We start from the raw sequence: 25,499 nt of genomic DNA on the forward strand, positions 1-25,499 counted from the left end.
TATAATTGCTCGAGTTAAAGTATTTTGTTCGTTTTAATGGGGATTGAGAGAGCAAAAACTTTCGGAAAAGAATGATTCTATTTCGTACACTACTTGTAGAGTGTAGTATGGAGTCATTCTTTTTTTGCGTGATAGAAGGTTATGAAAAATGGAGGTAAGAAATATGATCCGTTTAAAAAAAGAACAGTTAGATAGAATAAAGGAGTATGAATCAGTCCTTCATGATTCCACTTGTTTTACTGTAATACAGGGATTAGGAGGAGGGGCATTTGTGGATTCCGTAGAGAAACCAGAGAGTCTGGTTATGGTATATGGAGATTTTAGTTTCTATTTTGGAGAACTGCCAGATGGAGAGATAGAAAAACAGCTTAATAATATGTTTTCAGAATGTGATAAAACATGGAGCATAATGGTTCCTGAATCACCAAAATGGCTAAACTTTTTTAAGGAGAGTGGGACATTTTATGAGTCTTGTCGTTACCGATTGAAGAAACGGACAGAGCCATTTGACAGGAGACGGTTACAGGAATATGTAAGAGGACTGAGTAAGGACTATGAACTGACAGCGATTGATGAAAAATGGTTTGAAGAGCTGAAAAAGGACCCTTGGGGAAAAGATCTTTGTACAGATGGACTGACAGGAAAAGAGTTTGCAGAACATGCATTAGGTTTTCTGGTGCTGAGGGATGGCAAGCCAGTAGCAGGAATATCAAGTTATGCCTTTTATGACAAGGGGCTTGAGATAGAAATTGACACAAAAAAAGCATACAGAAAAAAAGGCTTAGCCACTGTATTAGGAGCAAAGTTTATCTTAGAATGTACGGAACGTGGACTGTATCCAAACTGGGATGCCGCAAATCTGATTTCTGTAAAACTGGCAGAAAAGCTAGGGTATGAGTTTGACAGGGAGTATCCAGTGTATTCTAATAGAAAACTATATCAAATGAAACTAGGAGAATAATAGATGAGAGTTTTTTTACAACGAGTGACAGAAGCAAAAGTTGAAGTAGAAGGCAAAGTAATTGGACAGATTGGAAAGGGATACTTGATTTTCCTTGGTGTGGCAGAAGGAGATACAAAAGAATTGGCAGATAAGCTATTGGATAAGATGAAGAAACTTCGTATTTTTCCTGATGAAAATGGAAAGTCTAATCTTAGTATAAAGGATGTAGAAGGTGAAGTGCTGGTAATTTCTCAGTTTACCCTATATGCAGACTGCAAAAAAGGGAATCGCCCAAGTTTTATTAACGCAGCCAAGCCAGATGTAGCCAATGAACTTTATGAATATTTTTTAGATTTGGTTAAAAAAGAATTTGGAAAGGTGGAATCTGGTGAGTTTGGAGCAGACATGAAAGTATCTCTGTTAAATGACGGGCCATTTACTATTTTGCTTGATAGTGCTGAAATTTGCCATTAATTTCAGTTAAGTTTTCCTCTTAAACAGTCGAAATACACAGTAAGTAATCAAAGAGGAAAGTGTGAAGTTTATGAATATTAATCAAGTGGGTTTATTAAACCAGAGTTCGGAAAAATCAAATAAAGTTTCCAACAGACCAAGTGATGTGCTTGAAACCAAAAAAAGCTCACACATAACAGTGGGACAAAGCAGTATTCAGAATGCTCTTGCTAGCTCATGCAACACTTATGGAAAAACTTCTTTGGCAGAGGGAAAGGCATCTGGCAAGCAGGAAGTAAAAAATAAGGAAGCGATAGAGTGTTTTGAAGACATTAAGAATAGAATGACACAAGAAGATGCTAACGATATAGAAGAGGAAGGCATGTCTTTAGAGAAATATAACATGGAACGTTTAGACAGAACCTTAACCCGTATGAAAAAGCAGAAACAGTTAAAGAGAGAAGCAATTGAAAGCAGCGTAGAAAAGCGTGAGCAGCAGGCTGAGGATCTGGAGAGAGCAGCAATCCATTCAGCAATCCATGGTACAGGAAGCAGCCAGGTAGCAGAGGCTCTTGAAAATGCGAATCTTCCAGTCACAGAAGAAAATATTTTAAAAATCTCACAGGCAGTTGAGATGGCAGGAGCAATACGAGAGCTTTCCGATAAGGCTATGTCTTATATGGTATCCAATCAGTTAGAGCCTACGATCTTTAACTGTTATCAGGCAGAGTATGCTGGTGGAAAGACAGGCATGGGATCAGGAAACCAGAATATTCAAGCATATGAAGCAATTAATGTAGCTTATGATGTTTCTGAAAACAGTGTATCCTCATTAAATATGGAGGGCTGGAAAGCCATTGAAGGACAGGTAGCACAGGTTATTGAAGCAGCAGGATATGAAGCTGATGAAGATATGATGGAAAACGGCAGGTGGCTGTTTGCAAATGACTTGCCTATTACAGAGGAAACCATAGAAGGTTTATTAGAACTTCAAGAGATAAAAAAAGAAGTGGATGTAGATAATATTGCAGAAGAAATTGTCAAACAGTATGAAACTGGAGTAGAGCCAGAACATGCCAGTTTAAAATCATATGGGTCAGCTAAGACTAAGGCTGATTTAGCTGTTTTTTTAAAAGATTTAGAAAAACAGCTGACTGACAAGGATTTCGTAATTAAGGATGTTACATTCCACAGAGAGTTAGAAGAAATCCGTTTGAAGATGACAATGGAAGTTAGCCAGCAGTTAAAAGAAATGGGAGTCCAGATAGATATGGAACATATTTCGGATATTATTGAAGGGCTAAAAGAAATTGAAAATTCTTACTATCAGGGATTATTAACAGATGCAGGGATAGATGCAACCCCTGAACAGACAGAACTGTTAAAGCAGACAACAGAAAAAGTCAATGCCCTGGCTGCTATGCCAGATATACTTCTAGGAAAGACATTTGCAACTCGAAGAGAAGAAACCTTAGATTCATTAGTCGAGTCAGGAAATCAGTTAAAGAATCAGCTTGAAAAGGCTGGAGAAGCATATGATACCATGGGAACCGAAGTACGCAAGGACTTAGGGGATTCTATAAAAAAAGCGTTTCAGAATATTTCAGATATCTTAGAAGACATGGGACTTGAGCCAACAGAGGCAAATGTAAAAGCAGTAAAGATATTAGGCTATAACAATATTGCAATTACAGAGCAGTCCATTCATGAAATGAAGTTCTACGATAAGCAGGTAAGAGCTTTAATGGATGGGTTAAAGCCTGCGGTTACAATGGAAATGATCCAGTCAGGAGTAAATCCATTAGAGAAACCAATTGAAGAGATAAACAAGATCATTGAAGACATTCAGAAATCAATCGGAGTATCAGAAGATGATAAATACAGTGAGTTTTTATGGAAATTAGATAAATCAGACTCTATTACACCAGAAGAACGTAAAGCTTATATTGGAATGTACCGAATGCTTAACCAGATTGAAAAATCAGATGGAGCTGCAATTGGATCTGTAATAAAGGCTGGAAAAGAACTTACCTTAGATAATCTTATGACAGCTGTAAAAACAAAGAAAGCTGGTAATTTGGATATAACTTTAGATGAATCCTTTGGAACTTTAGAAGCGTTAGAACAAAAAGGGGAAACAATAGAGGAGCAGATTCGCTATTACAGAAGCCTTAGCGGAGATATTTTGGATAAGGTAAATCCAGAACAGTTAAAGGACGGAAGCATTTCCTTAGAAAAGCTTAGTGAGACAGTGAATAAGGATGCCAATAGCAAAAATTTATCTTATCAGAAAGAAAAATTAGATAAATTATTTTCAGAAATGGAAAATCCAGAAGCTTGTGTAGAACTGCTGGAAAACAGTCATCAGGAAGTTACTTTCGAAATGATTAGAGCAGCGGAACAGGTCTTAAATAATGAAAACTGGAATCCTGTCTTTAAAAAAATAAGTGATGTAGAGAAAGAGGAATTTGCCAAGGATGCAGAGGAACTTGTAAATGTTATGGATTCAGATTCTTTTGATAAAGCATTTGAACGATTTACACAGAAGGTTCAGGAGCAGGTACAGAAAGAAAAACAAAAAGATACCAATACTTATGTAGATGTGTCACTTTTGAAATTAGTAGGAAGCAGTTTGCAATTAACAGGTTCTCTTGCAAAACAGGAAAGATATAATATTCCGATGGTAATTGGAGAACAGGTATCTAATGTAAATGTTACAATTCAACATAAAGATGTGACAGGAGGAAAAGTTCAGGTCTCCTATGGATCATCTACGCTTGGAAAAGTTCAGGCAAAATGGACAGTTAGAGATGGTGAAATAAAAGGATTTATAACAGCTGACAGCCAGCCTGGATTAGAATTGATGAGATCCGAGAAAGATGCTATGACAAAAGGATTTGAAGCATTAGGATTCCAAGTCAGACAAGTAGACTACAGTATGTCTTCTAACCAGAAGTTTGCAGATTTGCAAGATGAAGTTAAGGAGAAAGTAAGTACAAAGCAGCTGTTACAGATAGCAAAAGTCTTTATTGGAACATTATCAATGGTTGAAAGAAGGGAAGGTTGATTATATGTTTATTAATCATAATATGCCGGCTTTAAGAACCAATAGCCAGTTAAAAACCAATACAGGAAGAATGAATAAAAGCCTTGAGAAATTATCCTCAGGATACAAAATCAATCGTGCAGCAGATGATTCTGCTGGAATGGCAATTGCAAGAAAAATGAAGACCCAAATAGCGGGACTTAATCAGGCATCAAGAAATGCATCCGATGGTATTTCTGTTATTCAGACAGCAGAAGGTGCGTTGACGGAAGTTCACAATATGTTGCAGAGAATGAGGGAATTGTCTGTTCAGGCTGCAAATGGAACATTAACAGAAGATGACAGACATGCGATTCAAGATGAAATTAACCAGTTAAAACAGGAAGTAGATAGAATTTCTACAGATACAGAATTTAATACAAAGGCATTATTAGATGGAAGTTTAGATAGAAAATCCCATTCGTCTAATCCACTCATTCAGGTATTTTCTGCAAATGAAACAGTAGGAAGTGGTTCCTATAAAGTAAAACTTGCAGCTGTTCCAGAACAGGCCAGATATGAAGGAGGGGCATCTTCTGCATTTGGAGGAACAGATGGAAGAGTTTCTGCTGGAGAAGAGGGAGTTATCACAATTAACAACGAATCCGTTACGATCTATGAAGGGGAAACTCGTGCAGAAGTAATTGAAAAAGTGAGGGACTTGTGTTCTCGTGTAGATGTAGCTATGGAAACAAAGGTAAAGGATGCTGATTTGACAGCAGTTGGAACAGCATATCGTTTTGTAAGCTTAGAGTACGGTTCTGAACAAAAGCTGGAAATCAATATTTCCAATAGTGCTTTGGCAACGGCTCTTGGCATGGATAATGATGTTGAAGAAAAAGGAAAAGATCCTGTTTTACAAAAAGTGGATGGATTTAAAAATACTGCAACAATTACATATACAAATCATAATGCAATAATAACAGATTATAATGGATTTGAAATGAAAATTGATTTAGAGCCAGCTGCAAAACAGTTAAAAGCAATTAAGGATGGAAATACAGCACTTACAGATCCAACAAATCAAGAAGCAGTTATTAGTGTTTTTGATGCGGGGCCAATGGTGCTGCAGATTGGTGCGAATGAACATCAGACAGTTGGTGTTACCATACCAGAAATGTCAACAAAGGCATTAGGTGTAGAAAATATAAATGTTTTATCGGAGGCTGGGGCACAGCATGCAATTACTAAGGTAGATGATGCTGTAAACCTTGTTTCTGAAGTGCGTGCAAAATTAGGTGCGTATCAGAATCGCTTAGAAAGTTCCATTGCAAATGTAGATATAGCTTCTCTTAACTTAGATGAGGCACTTTCCAGAATTGAGGATGTAGATATGGCAGAAGAGATGACGAAGTATACGCAGTTACAGGTATTAGTACAGGCCTCTACTTCTATGTTAGCACAAGCCAACGAACAGCCTCAGACAGTACTGTCCTTATTACAAAGTTAATGTTGAAGTAAAAAAAGTAGGGTATAAGGTAGTGAAGATATGGAGAAAGATAGTATACAGGCATATAGTAAGCGGATTACACAGGCAAATAGAACCGAACTTGTGGTCATAACTTATGAAATCATTATTGAACATGTTGAAAATGCAAAAAAATATTATGAAAACAGAAAAGAATTTGTGAATAGTTTAGAAAAAGCACAGTCTTTTTTAAAAGAGCTTATGGTAAGTCTTGATTTTAACTATGAGATTTCCAGTAATTTATTATCGTTATACATTTTTATTAATAAACAGTTAATAGAAGCAAAGCAGAAAAATACTTGTGAAATGCTTTCGAGAATTCAGGGTATGCTAGAAAGTCTTTTATCAAGTTTTAAACAGGTAAGCGAACAGGATAAGTCAGCACCGCTAATGCAAAATACACAAAAAGTTTATGCGGGACTTACGTACGGAAAAGAAGATATTAATGAGATGTCAGTTATGGCAGATAGTAAAAATAGAGGTTTTCGTGCTTAAAGGAATAAAAAACGGATTGTATCATGTGGTATAGTCCGTTTTTTATTTTGGCCACGAATTTCTATGTTCCTTTAAATTATATAGGAATACTTGAAAATAACGTTGCAAATCATGGAAGTAAAGCAAGGAAGAAATCAGGCAATTATAAAGCAATAAAAAGACCAGCATCAGCCATTATAAGGCTGATGCTGGATTGTTGCACTCTAATTGAGAATCTAATTCTTTTATTTGCTGAATTAAGTACTGATAGCGTTGCTGGACTGCGTTTACTTCATAGATAAAGCTGTCAATCAGTTCAGGGTCTACTGCGTTATCGAAGTTGGAATAAGCTGTCTCTAAAGCTAACTGAGTCCGTTGTATCTGATGGTGAAGCATTTCCCACTCTTTTGGGATTCGGTTCTTTCTTAATCTCATTGTTCCCTTCTTTCTAGAACATAGTTCTCAAGACTTTTAAATTGGTACAAAATATTATATATATAGTATAGTCATGATTTGGTAAAAATATTCCATAATTTTTACAATTTAGAATATAATTGAAAGAATTATCATATAGTTAAGAAAAAGATGTCCTAGGAGACTGGGTTATGAATTACTATATTTTTCTTATTCCAATTTTATCAGCAGTAATTCTGATAATTTCTCTTTTAGCAAAAAAAATGGAATGGTTCTTGAACTTTGCCACACGTTTGTGTATAGGCGGAGTAGTTCTTTACCTTACGAGTATTGTGTGCAGTCAGGCTTTGCTTCCATGTCATGTAGGGATAAATACAACAACACTTGCAACAGTAGGTTTATTAGGGGTGCCAGGATTTTTGCTTATCGTTTCGATAGAAACATTAAGTTCAATAAAATAGAAAAAAACTGTTGACAAAGGTAAATTTTTCGTGTATAAGTATAAGTATCCTATTTGTCTTAACATTATAGTTTAGTGGGAGGATTTCTTTATTTACATATTTATTTTTACGTTTCTGATTATTGCAGCATGGCAAGATATGTGCTGTTCTAAAATTTCTAATGAATTAATAGTTCTTGGCTATTATATCAGCATGATATACCAATGTATGTATCGAAAAAATAGTGTTGTTTGGGTAACAGGGGTTAGTGTGCCGGTTCTGATTCTGTTTTTATTGTTTGCTTTTAAAATGATAGGGGCTGGTGACATTAAAGTGTTGTCGGTAATCGGTGGTTTTTACAATTGGAGCGTTTGTTTGAAGATTTTTCTAATAGCCTTATTATATGGGGCTGTCTGGTCATTTCTAAAGATTGTTCTTTATGGAAATATAAAAGAGCGTTTTCTGTATTTTCTTCAGTTTTGTTTCAAATGTTTAACAAAAAGGAAAAGGTTATCTTATAGGGATGGACTAAATAAGAGGGACACAATTCCTTTCTGTGTACCAATATTACTGGCATATTTATCTTTTTTAGCTGGGGGTGCAAGTTGAAAAAAAAGTTATTGGTGATTTATGATTTGGATTTGGAATATGGGAATAGACTATTGTCTTATTTTATGAAGAAAGGGGAAGCCTTGTTTGAAGCAATGCTAATTACAAATTGTAAAAGTTTAGAAGAGATAGATAGAGATATTGCATTGCTTCTTTTGGACGAATCTTTACAAGACCTCAAATTAGGTGAGAAAGTGAAGAAAGTGTTATATTTATCTGAACATGAGACAAATGCTGCCTATATAAACAGATACCAGTCAGCAGATATAATCCTTAAGAATGTGTTAAAGGCATTAGAGACTTTACCAGATATGCCTTGTAATGGATTCTTGAGAGGGGAGATTATTGGCGTTTATTCTCCAGTAGGTGGAAGTGGAAAGACTTTACTTGCTAAAGAATTAGCAAGAGAAATAAAAATGAAAGGAGGCAAAGTGTATTACTTTGATTTTGGTTTAGTACCGGAAATAATGGGAGAGAGAAGGGCAGATTTTTATTATGATCTGCATGAAAAAATACATATTACGGAAGATGCATGGAAGAATTATTTTTCAGAAGAAGAGGGGGTATTTAGGATGGCATCTTCTGTCTACAACACAGAATTGTGGACTATGGCACCAGAGGATATAGAGTTTTTTTTGGAGCAGATACATATGAGAAATGAAGAAGCATATTACATATTTGACATAGGGTTTTTTAATGCTGCTATAGTTAAGCTGCTTGAGGGCTGCGACAGGTGGCTTCTTCCTAAAATATATAGAGGAGAAAGATTAGATAAAATAGAGCATGTAAAGGAACTGATTCGTTTTCAAGGGAGAGAAGCTCTGCTTGATAAACTTAGAGAAGTGAGTCACCCGCAGGAAATTTTGAGTATGTTAAGAGGTGGGAAGGATAGTGACAGCTAATAGCATAAGGAAACAGGTGCTTAGTAAACTTAACTATGTAGAAGATGTTCAAGACTGTATCGTATCAGAGTGCATTGATAAAGAAATAAAGCAGTATTTAAAACAGCATTATATTCCTATGGAACACTGGAATATGCTGAAGAAGAGGGTGTTCGACAGTTTAAGGAGATTAGATATTTTACAAGAGTTAGTTGAAGATCAGACTATAACAGAAATTATGGTGAATGGACCAGAGCATGTCTTTATTGAGAGAGGAGGCCATGTGGTAAAGGCAGACGTTCAGTTTGAATCCAGAACTAAGCTAGAAGATGTGATACAGAAAATAGTATCTAGCAGCAATCGTGTTGTAAATGAATCTAATCCTATTGTAGATTCCAGATTAGCTGATGGTTCCAGGGTAAATGTTGTTCTGCAGCCTGTAGCAAGAAATGGGCCTGTACTTACTATAAGAAAGTTTCCAAGTAGTCCAATAACGATGGAGAGGCTTTTGGAGATAGGGAGTATTAATAAAGAAGTATTGGAATTTCTTAGGGGATTAGTAACGGCAAAGTATAATATTTTTATCAGTGGTGGGACAGGTTCAGGCAAGACGACATTTCTGAATGCATTATCAGACTTTATACCAAAGGATGAGAGGGTTATTACTATTGAGGATTCGGCAGAACTACAGATACGTGAGGTTGCTAATCTGGTTAATTTAGAAGCGAGAAATGCCAATGTGGAAGGGGATAATGAAATTACCATTAGGGATTTAATAAAGTCGGCTCTTAGAATGAGGCCAGACAGAATCATTTTGGGAGAGGTAAGGGATGCGGCGGCAGTAGATTTATTAAGTGCTATGAATACAGGCCACGATGGTTCTCTTTCTACTGGACATGCCAATAGTGCAAAAGACATGATGTATAGGTTAGAAACTCTGGTTCTTATGGGAATTGATTTGCCATTACTTTCGGTACGCCGCCAAATTGCTTCAGCACTGGATATTATTATTCATCTTGGAAGGCTTCGGGATAAGACAAGAAAGGTGCTAGAAATATCGGAAGTGCTGGATTGTGTGGATGGAGAAATTATATTGAATCCTCTCTATATTTTTAAAGAAACTAGTACATCTTTAGAAGGACAAGTACAGGGAAATTTGCAGAGAACAGAAAATGTCTTTGTTCATACAGAAAAACTAAAGTTAGCAGGGGTGGTGTTATAAGAGAGAGGTATGGTGTAATCGCAAAGAATAGCAAGTTGCTGGACTGGTGTATTGCTCTATTTATTTGCTGGGGTGTTGCTTATCTGTTTTATGAGAATCTGATTATAGCAGGCTTGTTTAGTGTGGGGGCATTTCCGATTGTCTATCTGTTGATTAAGGAGAGAATAAAGAAGAAAAAATGGCAGCTTACTTTGCAGTTTAAGGATGGAGTTGTTAGTTTGTCAAATGCATTGGCAGCAGGGTATTCTATTGAAAATGCGTTTCATGAAGCTGTTATAGATTTAAGGTTATTATATGATGAAAATTCTGGAATTATAAAGGAGTTTCAAAAGATTGAACAGCAAATAAGGTTAAATAGAAATGTAGAGGAATTATTAATGAAGTTTGGGATGCAGGCAGGGATTGAGGATATTAAAGACTTTGCAGAAATTGTTATGACAGCAAAAAGAACAGGGGGAGATTTGATTAAGATAATGAAGACAACGAGCAATAGCATAGGGGAGAAAATAGAAGTGCAGAGAGAGATTCAAACCCTTATAGCGGCAAAAAGGTTTGAGGGAAATATTATGACTGTTATTCCTTTAGGGATTATTTTGTATCTAAAGCTCTGTATGCCTGGTTTTTTAAGACCACTGTATGAGGGTGTGGCAGGAAGAGGGATTATGAGCATTGCACTTACTGGATATGTGCTTTCGCTTCTGTTATTAAGAAAAATTATAGATATAAAAGTATAAGAGGAGAAGGAGTTATGTGGTTCTATGTTGCCTTAATTGGGGTATTGTTATTTTTGTATGCAAAAGGTAAAAAGTATCGGAATTCTTATTTAATGGACATAGAAGGTTCAAAGAGTCTTTTTATATTCTGTTATCCTTCTGTTGGATTTTGGCTACATAAGTTCAGGTTTTTTTCTAGTAATAATGCAAAAAAAGTGGCTCAGACATATCGGTCCATCTATCCAGGAGAAGATTATTTTAGACGTTATTATCTGGAGTTATGTCGTAAGTTATCTGTTCTATTTGTTTCTGTTTTTAGTTTGTGTATAATTGCTATTTTGGTTTCTTTAGTTGATCAGCAAACTCAAACAAATCAGTATTTAGTAAAGAGGCCATCTGCAGGAAGTGTTTCAGATAGTCATAAAGTTCATTTGGTTTTAAAGGAAGGGGAAAAAAGATTAGAACAGGAATTTGTCTGGGATGTTGAACCACGTAAGTATTCGGAGGAGGAGTTAAAAAAGTATGAGGAGGAAGCAAAAAGTTATGTTACCAATTGTGTGAGAGGAGAAAATGCAACTTTAAGCGAAGTTAGCACTTCTTTAAATTTTGTGAGAAAAATTCCTTCTAATCCATTTCGTGTTAGCTGGATTGTAGATGGACAAGATGTAATCAAAGAGGATGGAACTTTAAATAATAAAAAAATAAATGAAATATGTTACGTCACCATTCAAGCTGCACTAACATACAAAAAAAGAGAAGTATATCTAGAGATTCCTGTAGGAGTAATGCCTTATCAATGGACATGGGAAGAGGAGGTTAAAGAAGGGATGGCATCTATGCTCTCAGAAATGGATGAAAAGAATAGCACAAAAGAGTCTTATACTCTTCCGAGCCGCATAGGAAATACAAGTATTTTGTATGTACTTCCCAAAAAGAAACATGCAGTAAAAGTGTTTTTTCTTGGGGTTGGAAGCTGTGCAGCAGGGATAATATATTGGAAGGAAGGAGTAAAGCGAATAAAAAAGAAACGGGATAAGGAGAGTGAGCTGCTCTATCCTAATATTGTGTATAAGATTACATTGCTTTTGGGAGCTGGAATGACATTTAGAGGTGCATGGAACCGTATTATACAAGATTACATAGAGTCAAAAAAGGCAGGAAGCAGTCAGACACAATATGTTTACGAAGAGATGATAATCACATGGAATGAAATAGAGAGTGGGATTTCAGAAAGCGAGGCATTTTCAAGGTTTGGGAAGCGAATGCAGCTGCGTCCGTATATGAGATTTTCTTCTATGATAGCTCAGAATTTAAAAAAGGGGACAAAGGGATTTTTGTTACAGTTAGAGGCAGAAGCAAAAGAAGCTCAGGAGGAGAGAAAACAGCTGGCAAAAAGGCTTGGAGAGGAAGCTGGGACTAAGCTTGTATTTCCAATGCTCGTGATGCTTGTCATTGTTTTGGCTATTGTAATGGTGCCAGCATTACTTAGTTTTTCAAAAGGAGGATTATAAATGAAACTTTTAGAAGAATTTTTTGCAGAAGAAGATGGAATTGGAGTGGTTGAAATTATTTTGATTTTAGTAATTCTTATTGCGCTAGTACTTTTGTTTAAAAATGAAATAACGTCCATTGTCAAGAAAGCTTTTTCCACTATTAAATCAGATTCCTCTACAATTATAGATGATTAATAATAAGGGGACGGCAACCATATTTCTTATTGCATTGTTTGCAGTTTTGGCAGGGGCTATTGGAATTTTGCTAGAATGTGCCAGATATAAAGGATTTCAGTTATACACAAAGCAGCTGTTAGATTTAGCAGGAAATTCAATTATGGCTGAATATTATAGGCCGCTGTATGATGACTATCATATATTTTACTTGGCATTCTCAGAAAAGCAGGATAAAGAGGAATATATTCTGAGTAAGGCAAAAGAATCAATTGATTATGGGGTGAAACCAATAGAAAAATCATTGATGGGTTTTAAATCCCCAAGACGAGCATTTACGGCACCTGACCGTTATTCAATAAAAGTAAAAGAAATGGAAATGGCATTGGATAATCAGGGAAAGTTTTTTAAGAAACAAGCTGTAAGTTATATGAAGTATAAAGGGATAGGCAAAGAACAGGGGGAAGTAGAAGCAGTAATAGATGAGACGGAAAGGTTAAGAACAAGTAAAGAGGTAATAGAGGAAAAACTGAAATGTGAGGAATGTCTTAGCCAGAAGTCAGAGGCATTGTTAAAGCTGATGGAGCTGATAGATGGTGTGAAAATAGATGAAGATGGAGAGGTATCAGTAAAAAAAGACTTTGTAAAGAAAATGGTGATAGAGAAGCCAACTATGCACAGTGTGGGGATAAACCAGATTGAATTGTGGACAAAGCTACAAAAAAAGTATGTGGATGTAATTCAGTTACAGAAGGAGATGAAACAGTGTATACAAAATCTGTTGAGATTGAGAAAAGAACAGGAAAAATTTGAAGATGCAACAATAGAAATAGAGGAAACTTCTAAAAAGGAAAAAGAGAAGAAAATAAAAGAACGAGAGAGCAGAATCCAGCAGGTTTCTCAGGATGTGAAAAGGGAAAGCTTAAGTTATGACAATAAGCGTAAGCTGTTCGAAGAACTTATACAGGAGACCAGGGATTATATAAATAAGGCACTCGAAGTAACAGAAAAAGTGGAAAGAGAAGAAAAGGGAATGAGAAGCCAGATTAGAAAGTATGAACAAAAGCTTAGTAGTGAAATGGGAAATATGGAATCGTCATTAGTAAGGGAATTGAAAGAAGATATTCACACTATGAACGGAGTTACACAGGATGGTTTTGACTTAGTAGAAGTTAAGAAAGTGCTTCAGAATAATCTTTCTGTATTAGCAAATGTAAACATTTCTGAATTAGCAGATTGGAAGAAACCGCTAGAGCTGCAATTAAAAGTGGTGGAGAATAACTGTTTATTATTAAAGGGATATGATATGAGCAAACTTACATTTATGTACCGAGAGTTTTCAGAAAGGAAAGCGGATAGTCCAGTGAAGAGGATGAAGGAGCTATTAAGCCAGGGATTAGTACCTCTTGTGTTACCAGATAATACTGAACTTTCAGAGGGAGAATTGGAAATGGATCTGGTGCCACAATCCAGAGTACAGGACAAGAGCGATTTTAGTTTTAGCAAGATCAGAGAGAAAAGGGAGCTTTTACATGAGTTAGTCACATGTTTTCAGAGACATAACCAAATGGGGAGAACTGTAAAAGAGGGAATACAAGATGCAGCAGATATGTTTTATATGCTTTCTTATGAACAGGAGCATTTTAAATGTTTTTTAAGCAAAGAAGAAAGGAAGGAGAAAAAAGTACTGCAATACGAACAGGAGTTTCTTATAAGTGGACGTGGCACAGATAAAGAAAATTTGTACGAAATCATAGAGGAACTTGCTGTTGACAGAACATTTGCTAACTTTATCAGTATTCTGACAGACCAAAAGAAAAAAGCTTTGGCGAGAGAAACAGCCATGGCAGTGGTGGGAGGGACGGGAATTGCTCCTTTGATGCATGTTACCGAAACGTTGATACTACTAGCATGGTCGCTAGAAGAAGCACTTGTTGATGTGGCAGGCATGCTTAAGGAGAAGCGTGTTAATTTGATAAAGAGCGGTTCTGAATTCTTAGTAGAGTATAAGGATTTGCTTTGTGCAAGTCGTGATCTTATTCAGGAAAAGGCTAATAAATTGTCCTCTGTAAAACAAGGATTGACTTACAGTCTGTTTTTGAAGATGCGTCTTTTTTTGAATCAAGGTACTGATAAGATATATCGCTGTATGGAATTAATAAATCAAAATATAGTATTAAGATATGACAAAGCATTTCGTTTTGAAAATTGCATAGGGCAGTTTTGGCTATCAATGAAAACGGATATTTCTAATAAATTTCTGTTTCTGCAGTTTGCAAATGAAGTGGTAAAAAAGAATAAGTTTAACTGGTCTTACGAGACAGAAATGCAGCAAAGTTATTAAAGAAAAGGGGTAAATCAGGATGCCCTTTCACAACAAAAATTAAATAATATGTACTCTATTAGAACGCACTATCATCCCCCCTTTTGTAGAAACAGGCTCCCCCTTTTCTGCATATAGTGAAAGGGTGTCCTGATTTACCCCAGAAGGAGAAAAATGAGAAAAGACAACAAGGGGTCTTTTACAGTAGAAGCAAGTTTGGCTGTTCCTGTATTTGTTTTAGCTATTACGGTATTTCTGTTAATATTTAAGTCTCTTTTTATTCAGATTATATTGCAAGATGCATTGACAGAAGCAGGTAAAGAGGTATCACAAATGGCATATATGGAAACATCGTTAAATAATAAGGGTTTAAGTGAAGAAGGAACAAGTAGTATTGTCCTGAAAAGGGAAATCCAGAAATTCTTTCAACAGTCAAAGAGCCTGGACTCTTTAATTTCTGGAAGTGTCAATTACCAAGAAAGCAGTTACAATAAGGAGCAGGGAATTATAGAGCTTGTTGCCACTTATAAAATTAAAATGCCATTTTCAATATTTCGATTAGATGAGATATGTTTTATTCAAAGAGTGAAGACAAATGCATTTATAGGAAAAAGGAGTTTATTAGGAGCATATGAAAAGAAAACCGGAGAGAATGCCAAAGATGAATATGTATATATTACGGAGACAGGAACAGTATATCACAAGAAGTTCATTAAAACTGCACATTACTAGATGCAGAATAGAGGATTTACAGTTAAAAAGAAATGAATCTGGAGGAATCTATAAGAGTTGTGAAAAGTGCTGTAAAAATATGAATGGGGTATCAGAGGTTTATATATGTAAAGATGGAGAAAAATTTCATAGAAATATAGAGTGCAGTGGATTAAAGAGGACGATTCAAAGAGTACCATTAAAGGATGTAGAAGTAAAAATGAGGATGTGTTATAGATGTGGTTCAAAGGAAAAATAAGAAAAATGCTTCTTAATGACAGAGGAAGTTTTACAGTGGAAGCTTCCTTTGTTATGGTAATCATTCTAGGAATCATCATTTCGATACTTTTTATGATGATTTATTGCTTTGAACGAGTATGTTTAGAATGTGACGCACGCAATAATATTAAGTATGAGGAGAAAAAGGAATGTTATCAAGGACAGTTAGGAAAAGGCGAGTGGGAAAAAGCATTTGATTTAGATATTATGGTTTTAGAATATAAATTAGGATATTATATTTCGGTTACATATCCTTTTACAGAAAAATATATTGAGAATTCCTTTACTCATTATAATGCAGTAATCCGAAGCTGTGAAAGGAAAGCAAGTGATATGATACGGATGTATGACGTTACAGAAAACAGGGGTGGTTAAAGTGGAATTAAGAATTATAAGTGACATGAATAGGAGCTACCTGATAATTGAGACAGAAGATTCCATTAAGGCGGGGTATCAGCAAAAGATGGTGCTTAAGAATTCACTTACAGGAATCTTGCAAATGGAACAAAGACAAGTGGATGACAGGTTTCAGTATTATTATGATATAACAGATAAAATAAGTTTAGTGGAGTATATGAAAAGAACTAGAGGTACGGATAAGGAAGTTTCGTTTGTGTTTATTGAGATAATTAAAATTATGGAAAGTGCTGGTGTTTTTCTGTTAGAACAGGATCACTTTATTTTGGAACCAGAATATATATATATTTCTGTTGAGGATAAAACGTTATGGTTATGTTTTTATGAATACTATCGAAAAGATCTGCGGGAGCAATTGACTGGACTTGCTGAATTTTTCATGGAAAAAATAGATTATAATGAAGAAAAAGCAGTTACATTGACCTATCGTATATACAAGAGACTGCGAGAAGAAACGTGTAACTTTAATGTTATTAAGGAAATTGTTTCAGGGTGTAAAGAGATTGAATGTGAGCATAAAAGAGTTATAGAACCAATAGAAGATAGGCAAGAACCAGTAATTTGTTATAACGATTTAAGTAAGAGAGGGAATAAAGAAGATTCCTCAATAAAGATAAAAGATGAAGTTATAAATTATAGTATAATCATATTAAACATTTTGATAGTATTAATACTTATAAAGACACGTTTTCTATTTTATCAGTATTCATCGGGAGTAAATATAAAACATGTATTAATTAGTGGTTTGTGTCTTGCTGTTTTTAATATGTCCCTTGTCTATTTTAATAAAAGAAGGCTAGCAATAAAACAAGAAACTATGTTTATGGAGTATGAGGATTTAGAAGGTACTATGGTTATATCCATTAATCAAGAAGTATGTAAGCTAAGGGCACAAGGAAGAGGAGAAGATATTACGGTAGATAAATTTCCGTGTATCTTAGGGGCAGATAAACAAAAGGCAGATAAGGTAATAAAAGAACCTGGAATAAGCAAACAACATGCCATTTTAGAAGCTATAAAGGGTGGAATTTATATAAGGGATTTAAAATCTACTAATGGAACTTTTATAAATGGAGAGTTATTGTCGGAGGAAAAGGGGTGTTTGCTGGTGGAAGGAAATAAGGTTACATTAGCAGATGTAACGTATCAGTTTACAAAAATGTAAGAAAGATATCATTGCGTTGCTTTTGCAAAGAAGCTAGAATGAAGGTAATAGTTTTTAGTAGGAGGCGCAAGGATGTTTTTGGATGAATTACATGTACAGTTGTGTGAACAAGGTTTTTTAAAAGTACAATCGTCACAACAAGGATGCTTTGTCTACACAAGAGAAGCACAAGAACAGAATGAGTTTATAATTCTAGTAAACCTTCCAGACAGTCTTCCAGAGGATATAGGATTCATTCAATATTCTCTAGAACAGCTAAAGAGTGAATTACAAGGGAATACGAAAAGTGAGTTTTTATTTATTTATATATCTAGTGAGACTCAGAAGATTAAGTGTTTATGTGAACACAATGAAGACATACACTGGATAGTATCAAGAGAAGAACGGAAACTGATAATCTATGAGAATCAGAAAGGTACATTTGAGAAGATTAGATTTATATTAGAAGATGTGCTTGCAGGCAATATATATCGAAAGAAAAGAAATTCATTTGTTACCTATGGGATTATTGCTGTGAATATAATAGTTTATGTGTTCATGTATATAATATGTAAAAATACACAAAGACAAGAAATAATAGAGACAGGAGGACTTTATTGGCCATTGGCTGTAAATCAGAAGGAGTATTACAGGCTTTTCATGTCAATGTTTCTTCATTCTGGCTTCACCCATCTATTTAACAATATGCTTCTTTTATACTTTATAGGAAGTTTTGTGGAAGAATGTATAGGACATGCAAAATTTGCGTTTCTTTATTTTGTTTCTGGAATTCTTGCGGGAGCAGTTTCTATGGGGTATAATATGTTTTATGAGAAGTTTGTACTTAGTATAGGTGCATCAGGGGCGATTTTTGGTGTTGTTGGTGCTATAACATGTTTTATTTTCCTGTCAAAGGGAATGATCCGAAGTATAGAAGGTCCTAGATATGTTATTTTTATAGGATTAAGCATATGGAATGGGGTTGAAGCACCAGATGTGGATAACATGGCTCATATTGGAGGTTTTCTGTCAGGAATTCTAATTGGTGTGCTTTTTATAGCATGCCGAAAAAGAAAGAAGAATCCTATCAGGATATAGAAAGGTGGATAACTAATATGATGAAAATAAATATCTATTATGGAGGAAGGGGTTTAATTGAGGATACTACAATTTATGTTATGAATAAATTGACAGATGTACTAGAAGAGCTTCGAGTCGAAGTAAACAGATATAACTTGTATGAAGACAAGATGAATATCAGTGTCCTGCCCAATACACTAAAGGAAGCGGATGGTGTTATATTAGCAACGCCAGTTGAATGGTTTGGAATTGGTGGATATATGCAGCAGTTTCTTGATGCATGCTGGCTTTATGGAGATAAAGAAAAAATAAAAAAGACATACATGTTTCCGCTTGTTATGGCAACTACTTATGGTGAAAGAGAAGCACAGCATACTTTAATAAAGTCATGGGAGATGCTGGGAGGTATAGCGTTAGAGGGCATGTGCGCATACGTGGAAGATAATGTTGAATTCGAGACAGATCCAGATTATGCTTCTGCAATTGAAAATAAGGCGGAGATGTTCTATCGGGCTGTTAACCAGAAAAGAAAACTGTTTCCGAGCAGTATGAGTGAAGTTAAAAATAGTGTTCTTAAAAATACCAATATAGATTTAACTCCTCAAGAGAGTGAACAGCTATCAAAATATGTGTCAGATGATACATATGTAAAACAGCAGAAACAAGATATAGAAGAACTGACCCAGATGTTCAAGCAGATGATGGGAGGAACGGGAGAACAGGTTATTAATGAAGATGTGTATATAAGCAAACTTAGAATAAGTTTTCAACCTATGAAAGACTTTGAGGCCAGTTATGCAATACAGCTTATAGATAAGAATAAGATTCTTGTAATAGAAATTGCAGGAGAACAATTAAAATGTTATTATGGTGAAAAGGAAGATGCAGAGGTCTTTGCTAAGCTGACTAGTGAGCTGTTTGGTAAGATTATAGAGGGCAGCATAACATTCCAAAAAGCATTTATGTCGGGAGAACTTACAGCAAAGGGAAACTTTAAGACATTGAGAATGTTTGATACGATTTTTCAATTTGGAGACCAATAAAGGAGGATTTATAAATGAGTGAAAATTGTATTTTCTGTAAAATTATTGAAGGGGACATTCCTTCTACAACATTATATGAGGATGAAGAGTTTAAAGTAATATTTGACATTTTTCCAGCATCTAAGGGACATGTGATTATTCTGCCAAGATATCATGCGGCTAATATTTTTGAATTGCCACAGGAAATAACAGCAAAAGCATTTGTACTTGCAAAGAAGATAGCAACAGTGCTTAAGAAAGTTCTTGGTTGCGATGGCATCAATATACTTCAGAATAATGGTGAAGCAGCAGGACAGACAGTGTTCCACCTTCATATTCATGTAATTCCAAGATTTAAAGATGATAACATGGGATTAACCTGGAAACAGGGACAAGCTTCATTGGAAGTTCTTGAGGAAATTGTTACAGAGGCAAAAAAATATTTATAAAAAAAGGGCTTTTGCAGGTCATTGCAAAAGCCTTTTTTGGGATGAAGCAAATTTACTTTGATATAGATTCAATTAAATTTATTATAGTTTCAATTGAGTTATTTAATTTACTCTTCGTCATGGCATCAATATAAGTATCTCGTTTCTGATAAACAGTTTCAACAGCCTTATTTAACAGGCTGCCATTTAAATCTTCTTCTTTTATAACATAACTAAAGCCCTGCTTTTCGAAAGAACTAGCATTCAGGATCTGATCACCACGGCTAGCGGCAGCAGAAAGCGGAATTAAAATATTTGGTTTTCTTAAAGCTAGAATTTCACAGATAGCATTGGCACCAGCTCTGGAAATAACGATATCAGCTGCATCCATTAAATCACAAAGTTCCTTCTTAATATATTCAAATTGAACATATCCAGGAGTTCCTTTCAGGGATTCATCTACTTTGTCTTTGCCGCAAAGGTGGATAACTTGGTAATTCTTTAATAGTTCAGGCAGAATGCTACGTACAGCATCATTTACAACAACAGAACCAAGGCTGCCTCCGATTACAAGAATAACAGGTTTGTCATGATTAAATCCACAGAATTTTAGTCCAGCGGCTTTATTACCTGTAAAAAGTTCCTGCCGAATAGGTGTTCCTGTAAGGACTGTTTTTCCTTGAGGAAGAGCATTCACTGTTTCTGGAAAGTTAGCACAGACTTTCGCTGCGCTAGGGATGCAGATTCGATTGGCCAGCCCAGGAGTCATATCAGATTCGTGAATGATTGTAGGAACCTTACAGCGTCTGGCTGCTAAGACAACAGGAACTGTAACAAAACCGCCTTTTGAAAAAACAACATCAGGCTTTAGCTTTTTCATTAATTTCACTGCCTGTCGGTATCCCTTAATAACTTTGAAAGGGTCGCTAAAGTTTTTTGGATCAAAGTATCTTCTTAATTTACCAGATGAAATTCCGTGGTAAGGAATATGAAATTCCTCAATTAGTTTCTTTTCAATTCCTTCATAGGAACCAATGTAATGTATATCATAATTATGTTCTTTTAATTCTGGTAGGAGAGCAATGTTAGGTGTAACATGGCCTGCTGTGCCACCACCTGTTAAAATAATGCGTTTCATATATTGCATTCCCTTCTGCTTTTATTGCTGAGATTTATAAGTTTTAAGTGCTTTTGCTAACTGAGCGGGACATGATGTATTTTTAAATCCACAGTTAATGGACTCGAGCTTGGAGATAACATCATCCACATTCATGCCTGCGACTAACTGGCTGATTCCTTGAGTATTTCCTGAACATCCACCATTAAATTTTGCATACTTAATGGTATTGTCATCATTTACTTCAAACTCAATGGAGTTAGCACAAACGCCTTGTGTTCTGTAGATCATTTGAAAAACCTCTTTTCCTATTATTATTAAGTAGTATACTGATTTAATACAAATGTACTTGTACTTTTGTCATAAATAATTCTATACTAGCCTTTAAGTTTTTGCAAATTTATTTTATACTAAAGAAAAAAGAAAAATAAAGGAGAATCATATGAGTAAGTTAGGAATTATTGGTGCGATGGATGAAGAAGTCAGCATTTTAAAGGACAAGCTAGAAGCAAAGAAAGTTGAAACAGTAGCACAAATGGAATTCCACACTGGAAAGTTAGAAGGAAAAGAAGTTGTTATTGTTCGAAGTGGAATCGGCAAAGTAAATGCAGCTGTATGTACACAGATCCTTATTAGCCAGTTCGGGGTGGACGTGGTTATTAATACAGGAGTTGCAGGCTCATTAAGAAATGAAATTAATATTGGTGATATTGTACTTTCAAAAGATGCTTTAAATCATGATATGGATGCAACTGGTTTTGGGTATGCTCCAGGCATGATTCCAAGAATGGAGGTTTCTATTTTTGAATCAGATGAAAAACTGCTTCAATTAGCAAAAAAAATAAATGAAGAAGTAAATCAAGATATCTGTACTTTTGTTGGACGAGTTGTAAGTGGAGATCAATTTATTTCAAGTGCAGAAAAGAAAAAGTTCCTAGTAAATCAGTTCCAAGGTTATTGTACAGAAATGGAAGGAGCGGCAATTGCTCAGGCGGCATATCTGAATCAGATTCCTTATCTGGTAATACGTGCAATTTCTGATAAAGCAGATAATAGTGCAGAGATGGATTATTCTGAATTCGAACGAAAAGCGATTGAGCATACAGTTAATTTAGTTATAGGCATTGTAAAAGAACTGTAGTTTTATGAAAGTTTAAATCAAAACCAGTCAGGTTAGCAATGATACGGTAGAAATTTTTGGTACAAAAGGAAGGAATACTCTCTTTTCAATATGGAAAAAATATGCTATATTATATGTAAATTATTGGAAAGAGAGGGGTTTCTAATGGACAAGTTAGTCAAGGAAATTTTTGATAGCAACGTGCTGGTTTATATTATGTTGGGGTTAGGTGGTGTAGGAATCCTTTTAAAGTTTATCATATCCTGTCTGTATAGAAGTCTAATAAAAGCTACATTACATATGGGGACGACAGAGCATAAAATGATTAAATCCTTAAGAAGCAAGTTTGAAACAAACTACTCTATGAACTTGGGTGTTAATAATGTGGATATCTTTGTGGATAAGTATGTTTATACACAAAAGTTTTGTGGAATTTATTTATACACATGGGAAAATATTGGTGGACAAGTCCTCTTGATATGTATGTTAACTGGTGCTGTTTCAGCGATTGCAGGATTATTATATGAATGTGGAAAAAGTGCAATTCTACTAACATTACTTACAGGAGTTGTTTCCAGTGCTGTGTTGATACTACTAGAGCATTGTATAAACCTTCCAGTAAAAAAACATGTAATCCGAACAAATATAAAAGATTACCTTGAGAATTTTCTTATGAGCAAACTAGAATACAATCGTTCCAGAGTGGTTGCTCATCAAGGAGAAAATTTAGTCAATTTGATGAATGCAAAAAAGTCTCAAAAAGAGCTAACAAATACAATGTCACAAAAAGGTAAAGAAAAACTGTGCGAAATAGACAATCAAGAGGAAAAAATTATTAAGGATATTTTGGACGAATACATAATTTGATTAATGGTTCTGTCATTTCCCTACATTATGTAGGGAAATTTATATTGTCAATTGAAAAGCCTTTTGATACAATAGTGGATGATAACGAACCATATAAAAAGGAGTGCAAAAGAAATGGCAAAACAGGTTTCATTAGACTATTCATTGGCAAAGCAATTTGTTTCAGATGATGAAATGAAGATGATGGAAAGCATTGCTAACAATGCGAAAGATACTTTATTAACTAAGACTGGTGCAGGAAGTGACTTTCTTGGCTGGATTGATTTGCCTGTAAACTACGATAAAGAAGAATTTTCAAGAATTCAGGCAGCAGCAGAAAAGATTAAAAATGACTCAGATGTATTAGTAGTAATCGGTATTGGCGGTTCTTACTTGGGAGCACGTGCTGCAATCGAATTTTTAAGACATAGTTTCTACAACTCTGTAGACAAGAGCATTCGTAAAACACCTGAAATCTATTATGCAGGTAACAGCATCAGCAGCACTTATCTTGCACAGTTAATTGAGACAATTGGTGATCGTGATTTTTCCGTTAATGTAATTAGTAAGTCCGGAACTACAACAGAACCAGCTATTGCATTTCGAGTATTCAAGAAGTTATTAATTGAGAAATATGGTAAAGAAGAGGCTGCAAAAAGAATTTATGCAACAACTGACAAGGCAAAGGGTGCGTTAAAGAATCTTGCAACAGAAGAAGGATATGAAACATTTGTAGTACCAGATGATGTTGGTGGGCGTTTTTCAGTATTAACAGCTGTAGGTTTGCTTCCGATTGCAGTAAGTGGTGCAGATATCAGCAAATTAATGGAAGGTGCAGCAAGCATGAGAGAATACTGCTTGAATACACCATTTGCTGAAAATGATGCAATGCTTTATGCAGCAATCCGTAACTGCTTATATGCAAAAGGAAAATCTATTGAAATTCTTGCAAACTATGAACCAGCTCTGCATTATGTAGGTGAATGGTGGAAACAGCTTTATGGTGAAAGTGAAGGAAAGGATAATAAGGGACTTTTCCCAGCAGCATGTGATTTTACTACAGATCTTCACTCAATGGGACAGTATATCCAGGAAGGCAGAAGAAGCATGTTTGAAACAGTTATTGAACTTGAAAAATCAACATGTGAAGTAATTCTTGAGAAAGAAGCAGTAGATTTAGACGGTCTTAACTATTTAGCAGGAAAATCTGTTGACTTTATTAATAAGAGTGCAATGAAGGGGGTTCTTCTTGCTCATACAGATGGAGATGTTCCAAACTTAGTAATTAAGTTACCAGAACAAACAGAATATTATCTTGGACAGTTATTTTATTTCTTCGAATTCTCTTGTGGAGTAGATGGTTATATACTTGGTATTAATCCATTTAACCAGCCAGGTGTTGAAAGCTATAAGAGAAATATGTTTGCTTTACTTGGTAAACCGGGATTTGAGAAAGAAAGAGAAGAATTATTAAAGAGATTATAATAATTATAGAAAAAACGGGCGGTTTTATCTGCCCGTTTTTTAGCTATTGTGATGAAGGTTCTATCTCAAAATGCTGGTAATCTTTTGATATGGTCCAGTCTCCACCCCATGTAAAACCATACTTTAAAAAAATCTGGTAGCAGATATCATTTTTATGAATGTAGTAAGGACAAGGGTATGAACGATTCGCATAAGCAGAACCGTTTTCAGGAAGTATGGAGACAACACCATTAACAGTTCGTACATAAGGGTTGTAAAGGGGATTTATATCAATTGCCAATCCTTTGCTGTGATTAGATAGCTTTGTTGTTCCTTCAATAAAACGGAAATTAAAAGCAGAAGAATTATTATCAGACATGGAACGGATGTCATCTGCATCATAATCATCCACTAAAATCATTTTTTCAATAGGATATTCTGCATCAAACAGTTCTTGGAAAATGCATATAATCTTTTGGGCAATTGCAGCATGGACAATAAGTTCCCCTGTATGCACACAATGATCAAACCCATAATGAGAGAGTGTGATGTATCGTAAGTTTTTTAATGGCATTGTACAGTTTTCTTTGTATGACTTGGAATGGATGCGTTTATATAAATTGGCATCAATCCCTTGGATACAGCTATGAAACTTAAAATCTGATTGATTTAACAATAAAAGTCATCCTCCTCAATTACCTGAATTTCCAAAAAGTCAAATTCAATAGAATCGATAAAGTTGTCCTGCTGAAAACGAGTTTTATCATGCCTCTGGAATTCCTTAATATTAGTATCTAGCCAGATAGGTTTTGATAAGTCAAACTCATAGCATACTTCATCAATGGCTTTATAGATTTTTCGTGTACGATTCAGAGTTCTGTCGTTATTTTCAATAGTAATATCTTTAAGCAGCCGGTTGTCTTTAAAAATTTTAGCCCATAAACGGAACATAAGGTGTAAACTCCTTTCAGTTCTTTCAATTATAAAATATTATAACAAACCATTTTTTGAATCTCAACACAAAGCATACCATATCCTTGTGCTTTTTATACAATATATGGTATGATGGTTTTAGAAAAATAACAACAAGGAAATTGTTCCTTTAAGTAAGCTTGCAAAATAAAAGCATGCTTATAGCTGAGGCTGATTTTGTGGACATACTAGAGCAGACCGGCCAGA

The 25,499-nt window shown here is 35.2% G+C and carries 27 protein-coding genes; 22 read left to right on the forward strand and 5 right to left on the reverse strand.

The window, feature by feature from the left end; genetic code table 11:
* Positions 1–163: 163 nt before the first annotated feature.
* The 5 genes from BMY85_RS09490 (at position 164) to BMY85_RS09510 (ending at position 6,444) form a co-directional block, all read left to right on the forward strand.
* Positions 164–961, forward strand: coding sequence for a GNAT family N-acetyltransferase (locus tag BMY85_RS09490; RefSeq protein ID WP_177180728.1), 798 nt, complete (start codon positions 164–166; stop codon positions 959–961).
* Positions 962–964: 3 nt separating this feature from the next.
* Complete coding sequence (gene dtd, locus BMY85_RS09495; RefSeq protein ID WP_092478038.1) at positions 965–1,417, forward strand: D-aminoacyl-tRNA deacylase; 453 nt, start codon at positions 965–967, stop codon at positions 1,415–1,417.
* Positions 1,418–1,487: 70 nt separating this feature from the next.
* Entirely contained in the window at positions 1,488–4,463 is a 2,976-nt protein-coding gene (locus BMY85_RS09500) for a DUF6240 domain-containing protein (RefSeq protein WP_242939716.1), read from the forward strand.
* Positions 4,464–4,467: 4 nt separating this feature from the next.
* On the forward strand, positions 4,468–5,931 hold the full coding sequence (locus BMY85_RS09505) for a flagellin N-terminal helical domain-containing protein (protein WP_092478040.1): 1,464 nt from the start codon (positions 4,468–4,470) through the stop codon (positions 5,929–5,931).
* 39 nt (positions 5,932–5,970) lie between these two features.
* Positions 5,971–6,444 (forward strand): flagellar export chaperone FliS, encoded by a 474-nt coding sequence (locus BMY85_RS09510; RefSeq protein WP_092478041.1) that lies wholly within the window; start codon positions 5,971–5,973, stop codon positions 6,442–6,444.
* Positions 6,445–6,618: 174 nt separating this feature from the next.
* On the opposite strand, the gene BMY85_RS09515 is transcribed toward BMY85_RS09510, so the two are convergent.
* Complete coding sequence (locus BMY85_RS09515; protein WP_092478042.1) at positions 6,619–6,858, reverse strand: YaaL family protein; 240 nt, start codon at positions 6,856–6,858, stop codon at positions 6,619–6,621.
* Between the two features lie 170 nt (positions 6,859–7,028).
* On the opposite strand from BMY85_RS09515, the gene BMY85_RS09520 reads away from it, so the two are divergent.
* The 14 genes from BMY85_RS09520 to BMY85_RS09585 all read left to right on the forward strand — a co-directional run bounded on the left by BMY85_RS09520 (position 7,029) and on the right by BMY85_RS09585 (position 19,794).
* On the forward strand, positions 7,029–7,298 hold the full coding sequence (locus BMY85_RS09520; protein WP_092478043.1) for a pro-sigmaK processing inhibitor BofA family protein: 270 nt from the start codon (positions 7,029–7,031) through the stop codon (positions 7,296–7,298).
* Positions 7,299–7,400: 102 nt separating this feature from the next.
* Positions 7,401–7,886, forward strand: coding sequence for a prepilin peptidase (locus BMY85_RS16365; RefSeq protein ID WP_408643186.1), 486 nt, complete (start codon positions 7,401–7,403; stop codon positions 7,884–7,886).
* Entirely contained in the window at positions 7,883–8,788 is a 906-nt protein-coding gene (locus BMY85_RS09530) for a hypothetical protein (protein ID WP_092478045.1), read from the forward strand. Before BMY85_RS16365 ends, BMY85_RS09530 begins: the two co-directional genes overlap by 4 nt.
* Positions 8,775–9,989 (forward strand): CpaF family protein, encoded by a 1,215-nt coding sequence (locus tag BMY85_RS09535; RefSeq protein WP_092478072.1) that lies wholly within the window; start codon positions 8,775–8,777, stop codon positions 9,987–9,989. Before BMY85_RS09530 ends, BMY85_RS09535 begins: the two co-directional genes overlap by 14 nt.
* Positions 9,990–10,024: 35 nt before the next feature.
* A complete protein-coding gene (locus tag BMY85_RS09540; protein ID WP_177180729.1) occupies positions 10,025–10,723 on the forward strand; it encodes a type II secretion system F family protein in 699 nt (232 codons plus the stop codon).
* 14 nt (positions 10,724–10,737) lie between these two features.
* Positions 10,738–12,213, forward strand: a complete 1,476-nt coding sequence (locus tag BMY85_RS09545; protein ID WP_092478047.1) for a hypothetical protein — start codon at positions 10,738–10,740, stop codon at positions 12,211–12,213.
* Positions 12,214–12,390 carry a Flp1 family type IVb pilin gene (locus BMY85_RS09550; protein ID WP_092478048.1) on the forward strand — a complete coding sequence of 59 codons (177 nt, stop codon included), beginning with the start codon at positions 12,214–12,216 and terminating at the stop codon, positions 12,388–12,390.
* On the forward strand, positions 12,383–14,713 hold the full coding sequence (locus BMY85_RS09555) for a DUF5702 domain-containing protein (protein WP_092478049.1): 2,331 nt from the start codon (positions 12,383–12,385) through the stop codon (positions 14,711–14,713). The genes BMY85_RS09550 and BMY85_RS09555 overlap by 8 nt, the downstream gene beginning before the upstream one ends.
* A 153-nt stretch (positions 14,714–14,866) precedes the next feature.
* Positions 14,867–15,424, forward strand: a complete 558-nt coding sequence (locus BMY85_RS09560; RefSeq protein WP_092478050.1) for a TadE/TadG family type IV pilus assembly protein — start codon at positions 14,867–14,869, stop codon at positions 15,422–15,424.
* A gap of 216 nt (positions 15,425–15,640) precedes the next feature.
* The gene (locus BMY85_RS09565) at positions 15,641–16,057 is read left to right on the forward strand and encodes a hypothetical protein (protein WP_092478051.1); all 417 of its coding nucleotides are present in this window, start codon (positions 15,641–15,643) and stop codon (positions 16,055–16,057) included.
* A gap of 1 nt (position 16,058) precedes the next feature.
* Positions 16,059–17,264 (forward strand): DUF6382 domain-containing protein, encoded by a 1,206-nt coding sequence (locus BMY85_RS09570; RefSeq protein ID WP_177180730.1) that lies wholly within the window; start codon positions 16,059–16,061, stop codon positions 17,262–17,264.
* Between the two features lie 72 nt (positions 17,265–17,336).
* The gene (locus BMY85_RS09575; protein ID WP_092478053.1) at positions 17,337–18,341 is read left to right on the forward strand and encodes a rhomboid family intramembrane serine protease; all 1,005 of its coding nucleotides are present in this window, start codon (positions 17,337–17,339) and stop codon (positions 18,339–18,341) included.
* A gap of 20 nt (positions 18,342–18,361) precedes the next feature.
* Complete coding sequence (locus BMY85_RS09580) at positions 18,362–19,366, forward strand: SCP2 sterol-binding domain-containing protein (RefSeq protein ID WP_092478073.1); 1,005 nt, start codon at positions 18,362–18,364, stop codon at positions 19,364–19,366.
* A gap of 14 nt (positions 19,367–19,380) precedes the next feature.
* Positions 19,381–19,794 carry an HIT family protein gene (locus BMY85_RS09585; protein ID WP_092478054.1) on the forward strand — a complete coding sequence of 138 codons (414 nt, stop codon included), beginning with the start codon at positions 19,381–19,383 and terminating at the stop codon, positions 19,792–19,794.
* A gap of 52 nt (positions 19,795–19,846) precedes the next feature.
* Here BMY85_RS09585 and BMY85_RS09590 read toward each other — a convergent pair whose 3' ends face one another.
* On the reverse strand, positions 19,847–20,911 hold the full coding sequence (locus tag BMY85_RS09590; protein ID WP_092478055.1) for an undecaprenyldiphospho-muramoylpentapeptide beta-N-acetylglucosaminyltransferase: 1,065 nt from the start codon (positions 20,909–20,911) through the stop codon (positions 19,847–19,849).
* 21 nt (positions 20,912–20,932) lie between these two features.
* On the reverse strand, positions 20,933–21,181 hold the full coding sequence (locus BMY85_RS09595) for a TIGR03905 family TSCPD domain-containing protein (protein WP_092478056.1): 249 nt from the start codon (positions 21,179–21,181) through the stop codon (positions 20,933–20,935).
* Between the two features lie 151 nt (positions 21,182–21,332).
* On the opposite strand from BMY85_RS09595, the gene BMY85_RS09600 reads away from it, so the two are divergent.
* From BMY85_RS09600 to BMY85_RS09610, 3 genes are all read left to right on the forward strand, one after another.
* Positions 21,333–22,031, forward strand: a complete 699-nt coding sequence (locus tag BMY85_RS09600; RefSeq protein ID WP_092478057.1) for a 5'-methylthioadenosine/adenosylhomocysteine nucleosidase — start codon at positions 21,333–21,335, stop codon at positions 22,029–22,031.
* Between the two features lie 144 nt (positions 22,032–22,175).
* The gene (locus BMY85_RS09605) at positions 22,176–22,877 is read left to right on the forward strand and encodes a hypothetical protein (RefSeq protein WP_092478058.1); all 702 of its coding nucleotides are present in this window, start codon (positions 22,176–22,178) and stop codon (positions 22,875–22,877) included.
* A 114-nt stretch (positions 22,878–22,991) separates the two neighbouring features.
* On the forward strand, positions 22,992–24,341 hold the full coding sequence (locus BMY85_RS09610) for a glucose-6-phosphate isomerase (protein ID WP_092478059.1): 1,350 nt from the start codon (positions 22,992–22,994) through the stop codon (positions 24,339–24,341).
* A gap of 43 nt (positions 24,342–24,384) precedes the next feature.
* On the opposite strand, the gene BMY85_RS09615 is transcribed toward BMY85_RS09610, so the two are convergent.
* Both BMY85_RS09615 and BMY85_RS09620 read right to left on the reverse strand, forming a co-directional pair.
* Positions 24,385–24,996 carry a M15 family metallopeptidase gene (locus BMY85_RS09615; protein ID WP_242939715.1) on the reverse strand — a complete coding sequence of 204 codons (612 nt, stop codon included), beginning with the start codon at positions 24,994–24,996 and terminating at the stop codon, positions 24,385–24,387.
* Entirely contained in the window at positions 24,990–25,271 is a 282-nt protein-coding gene (locus tag BMY85_RS09620; RefSeq protein WP_092478060.1) for a hypothetical protein, read from the reverse strand. Before BMY85_RS09620 ends, BMY85_RS09615 begins: the two co-directional genes overlap by 7 nt.
* Positions 25,272–25,499 lie beyond the last annotated feature (228 nt).

This window comes from [Clostridium] polysaccharolyticum, from assembly GCF_900111595.1.
Classification (GTDB): domain Bacteria; phylum Bacillota; class Clostridia; order Lachnospirales; family Lachnospiraceae; genus Clostridium_AI; species Clostridium_AI polysaccharolyticum.

Coding starts and splice junctions, on each gene's coding strand:
- BMY85_RS09505 (WP_092478040.1), top strand. CDS start 4,468: ATGTTTATTAATCATAATATGCCGGCTTTAAGAACCAATAGCCAGTTA.
- BMY85_RS09575 (WP_092478053.1), top strand. CDS start 17,337: ATGTTTTTGGATGAATTACATGTACAGTTGTGTGAACAAGGTTTTTTA.
- BMY85_RS09610 (WP_092478059.1), top strand. CDS start 22,992: ATGGCAAAACAGGTTTCATTAGACTATTCATTGGCAAAGCAATTTGTT.
- BMY85_RS09595 (WP_092478056.1), bottom strand. CDS start 21,181: ATGATCTACAGAACACAAGGCGTTTGTGCTAACTCCATTGAGTTTGAA.
- dtd (WP_092478038.1), top strand. CDS start 965: ATGAGAGTTTTTTTACAACGAGTGACAGAAGCAAAAGTTGAAGTAGAA.
- BMY85_RS09580 (WP_092478073.1), top strand. CDS start 18,362: ATGAAAATAAATATCTATTATGGAGGAAGGGGTTTAATTGAGGATACT.
- BMY85_RS09605 (WP_092478058.1), top strand. CDS start 22,176: ATGGACAAGTTAGTCAAGGAAATTTTTGATAGCAACGTGCTGGTTTAT.
- BMY85_RS09515 (WP_092478042.1), bottom strand. CDS start 6,858: ATGAGATTAAGAAAGAACCGAATCCCAAAAGAGTGGGAAATGCTTCAC.
- BMY85_RS09590 (WP_092478055.1), bottom strand. CDS start 20,911: ATGAAACGCATTATTTTAACAGGTGGTGGCACAGCAGGCCATGTTACA.
- BMY85_RS09585 (WP_092478054.1), top strand. CDS start 19,381: ATGAGTGAAAATTGTATTTTCTGTAAAATTATTGAAGGGGACATTCCT.
- BMY85_RS09520 (WP_092478043.1), top strand. CDS start 7,029: ATGAATTACTATATTTTTCTTATTCCAATTTTATCAGCAGTAATTCTG.
- BMY85_RS09510 (WP_092478041.1), top strand. CDS start 5,971: ATGGAGAAAGATAGTATACAGGCATATAGTAAGCGGATTACACAGGCA.
- BMY85_RS09500 (WP_242939716.1), top strand. CDS start 1,488: ATGAATATTAATCAAGTGGGTTTATTAAACCAGAGTTCGGAAAAATCA.
- BMY85_RS09490 (WP_177180728.1), top strand. CDS start 164: ATGATCCGTTTAAAAAAAGAACAGTTAGATAGAATAAAGGAGTATGAA.
- BMY85_RS09600 (WP_092478057.1), top strand. CDS start 21,333: ATGAGTAAGTTAGGAATTATTGGTGCGATGGATGAAGAAGTCAGCATT.
- BMY85_RS09620 (WP_092478060.1), bottom strand. CDS start 25,271: ATGTTCCGTTTATGGGCTAAAATTTTTAAAGACAACCGGCTGCTTAAA.
- BMY85_RS09560 (WP_092478050.1), top strand. CDS start 14,867: ATGAGAAAAGACAACAAGGGGTCTTTTACAGTAGAAGCAAGTTTGGCT.
- BMY85_RS09565 (WP_092478051.1), top strand. CDS start 15,641: ATGTGGTTCAAAGGAAAAATAAGAAAAATGCTTCTTAATGACAGAGGA.
- BMY85_RS09555 (WP_092478049.1), top strand. CDS start 12,383: ATGATTAATAATAAGGGGACGGCAACCATATTTCTTATTGCATTGTTT.
- BMY85_RS09545 (WP_092478047.1), top strand. CDS start 10,738: ATGTGGTTCTATGTTGCCTTAATTGGGGTATTGTTATTTTTGTATGCA.
- BMY85_RS09550 (WP_092478048.1), top strand. CDS start 12,214: ATGAAACTTTTAGAAGAATTTTTTGCAGAAGAAGATGGAATTGGAGTG.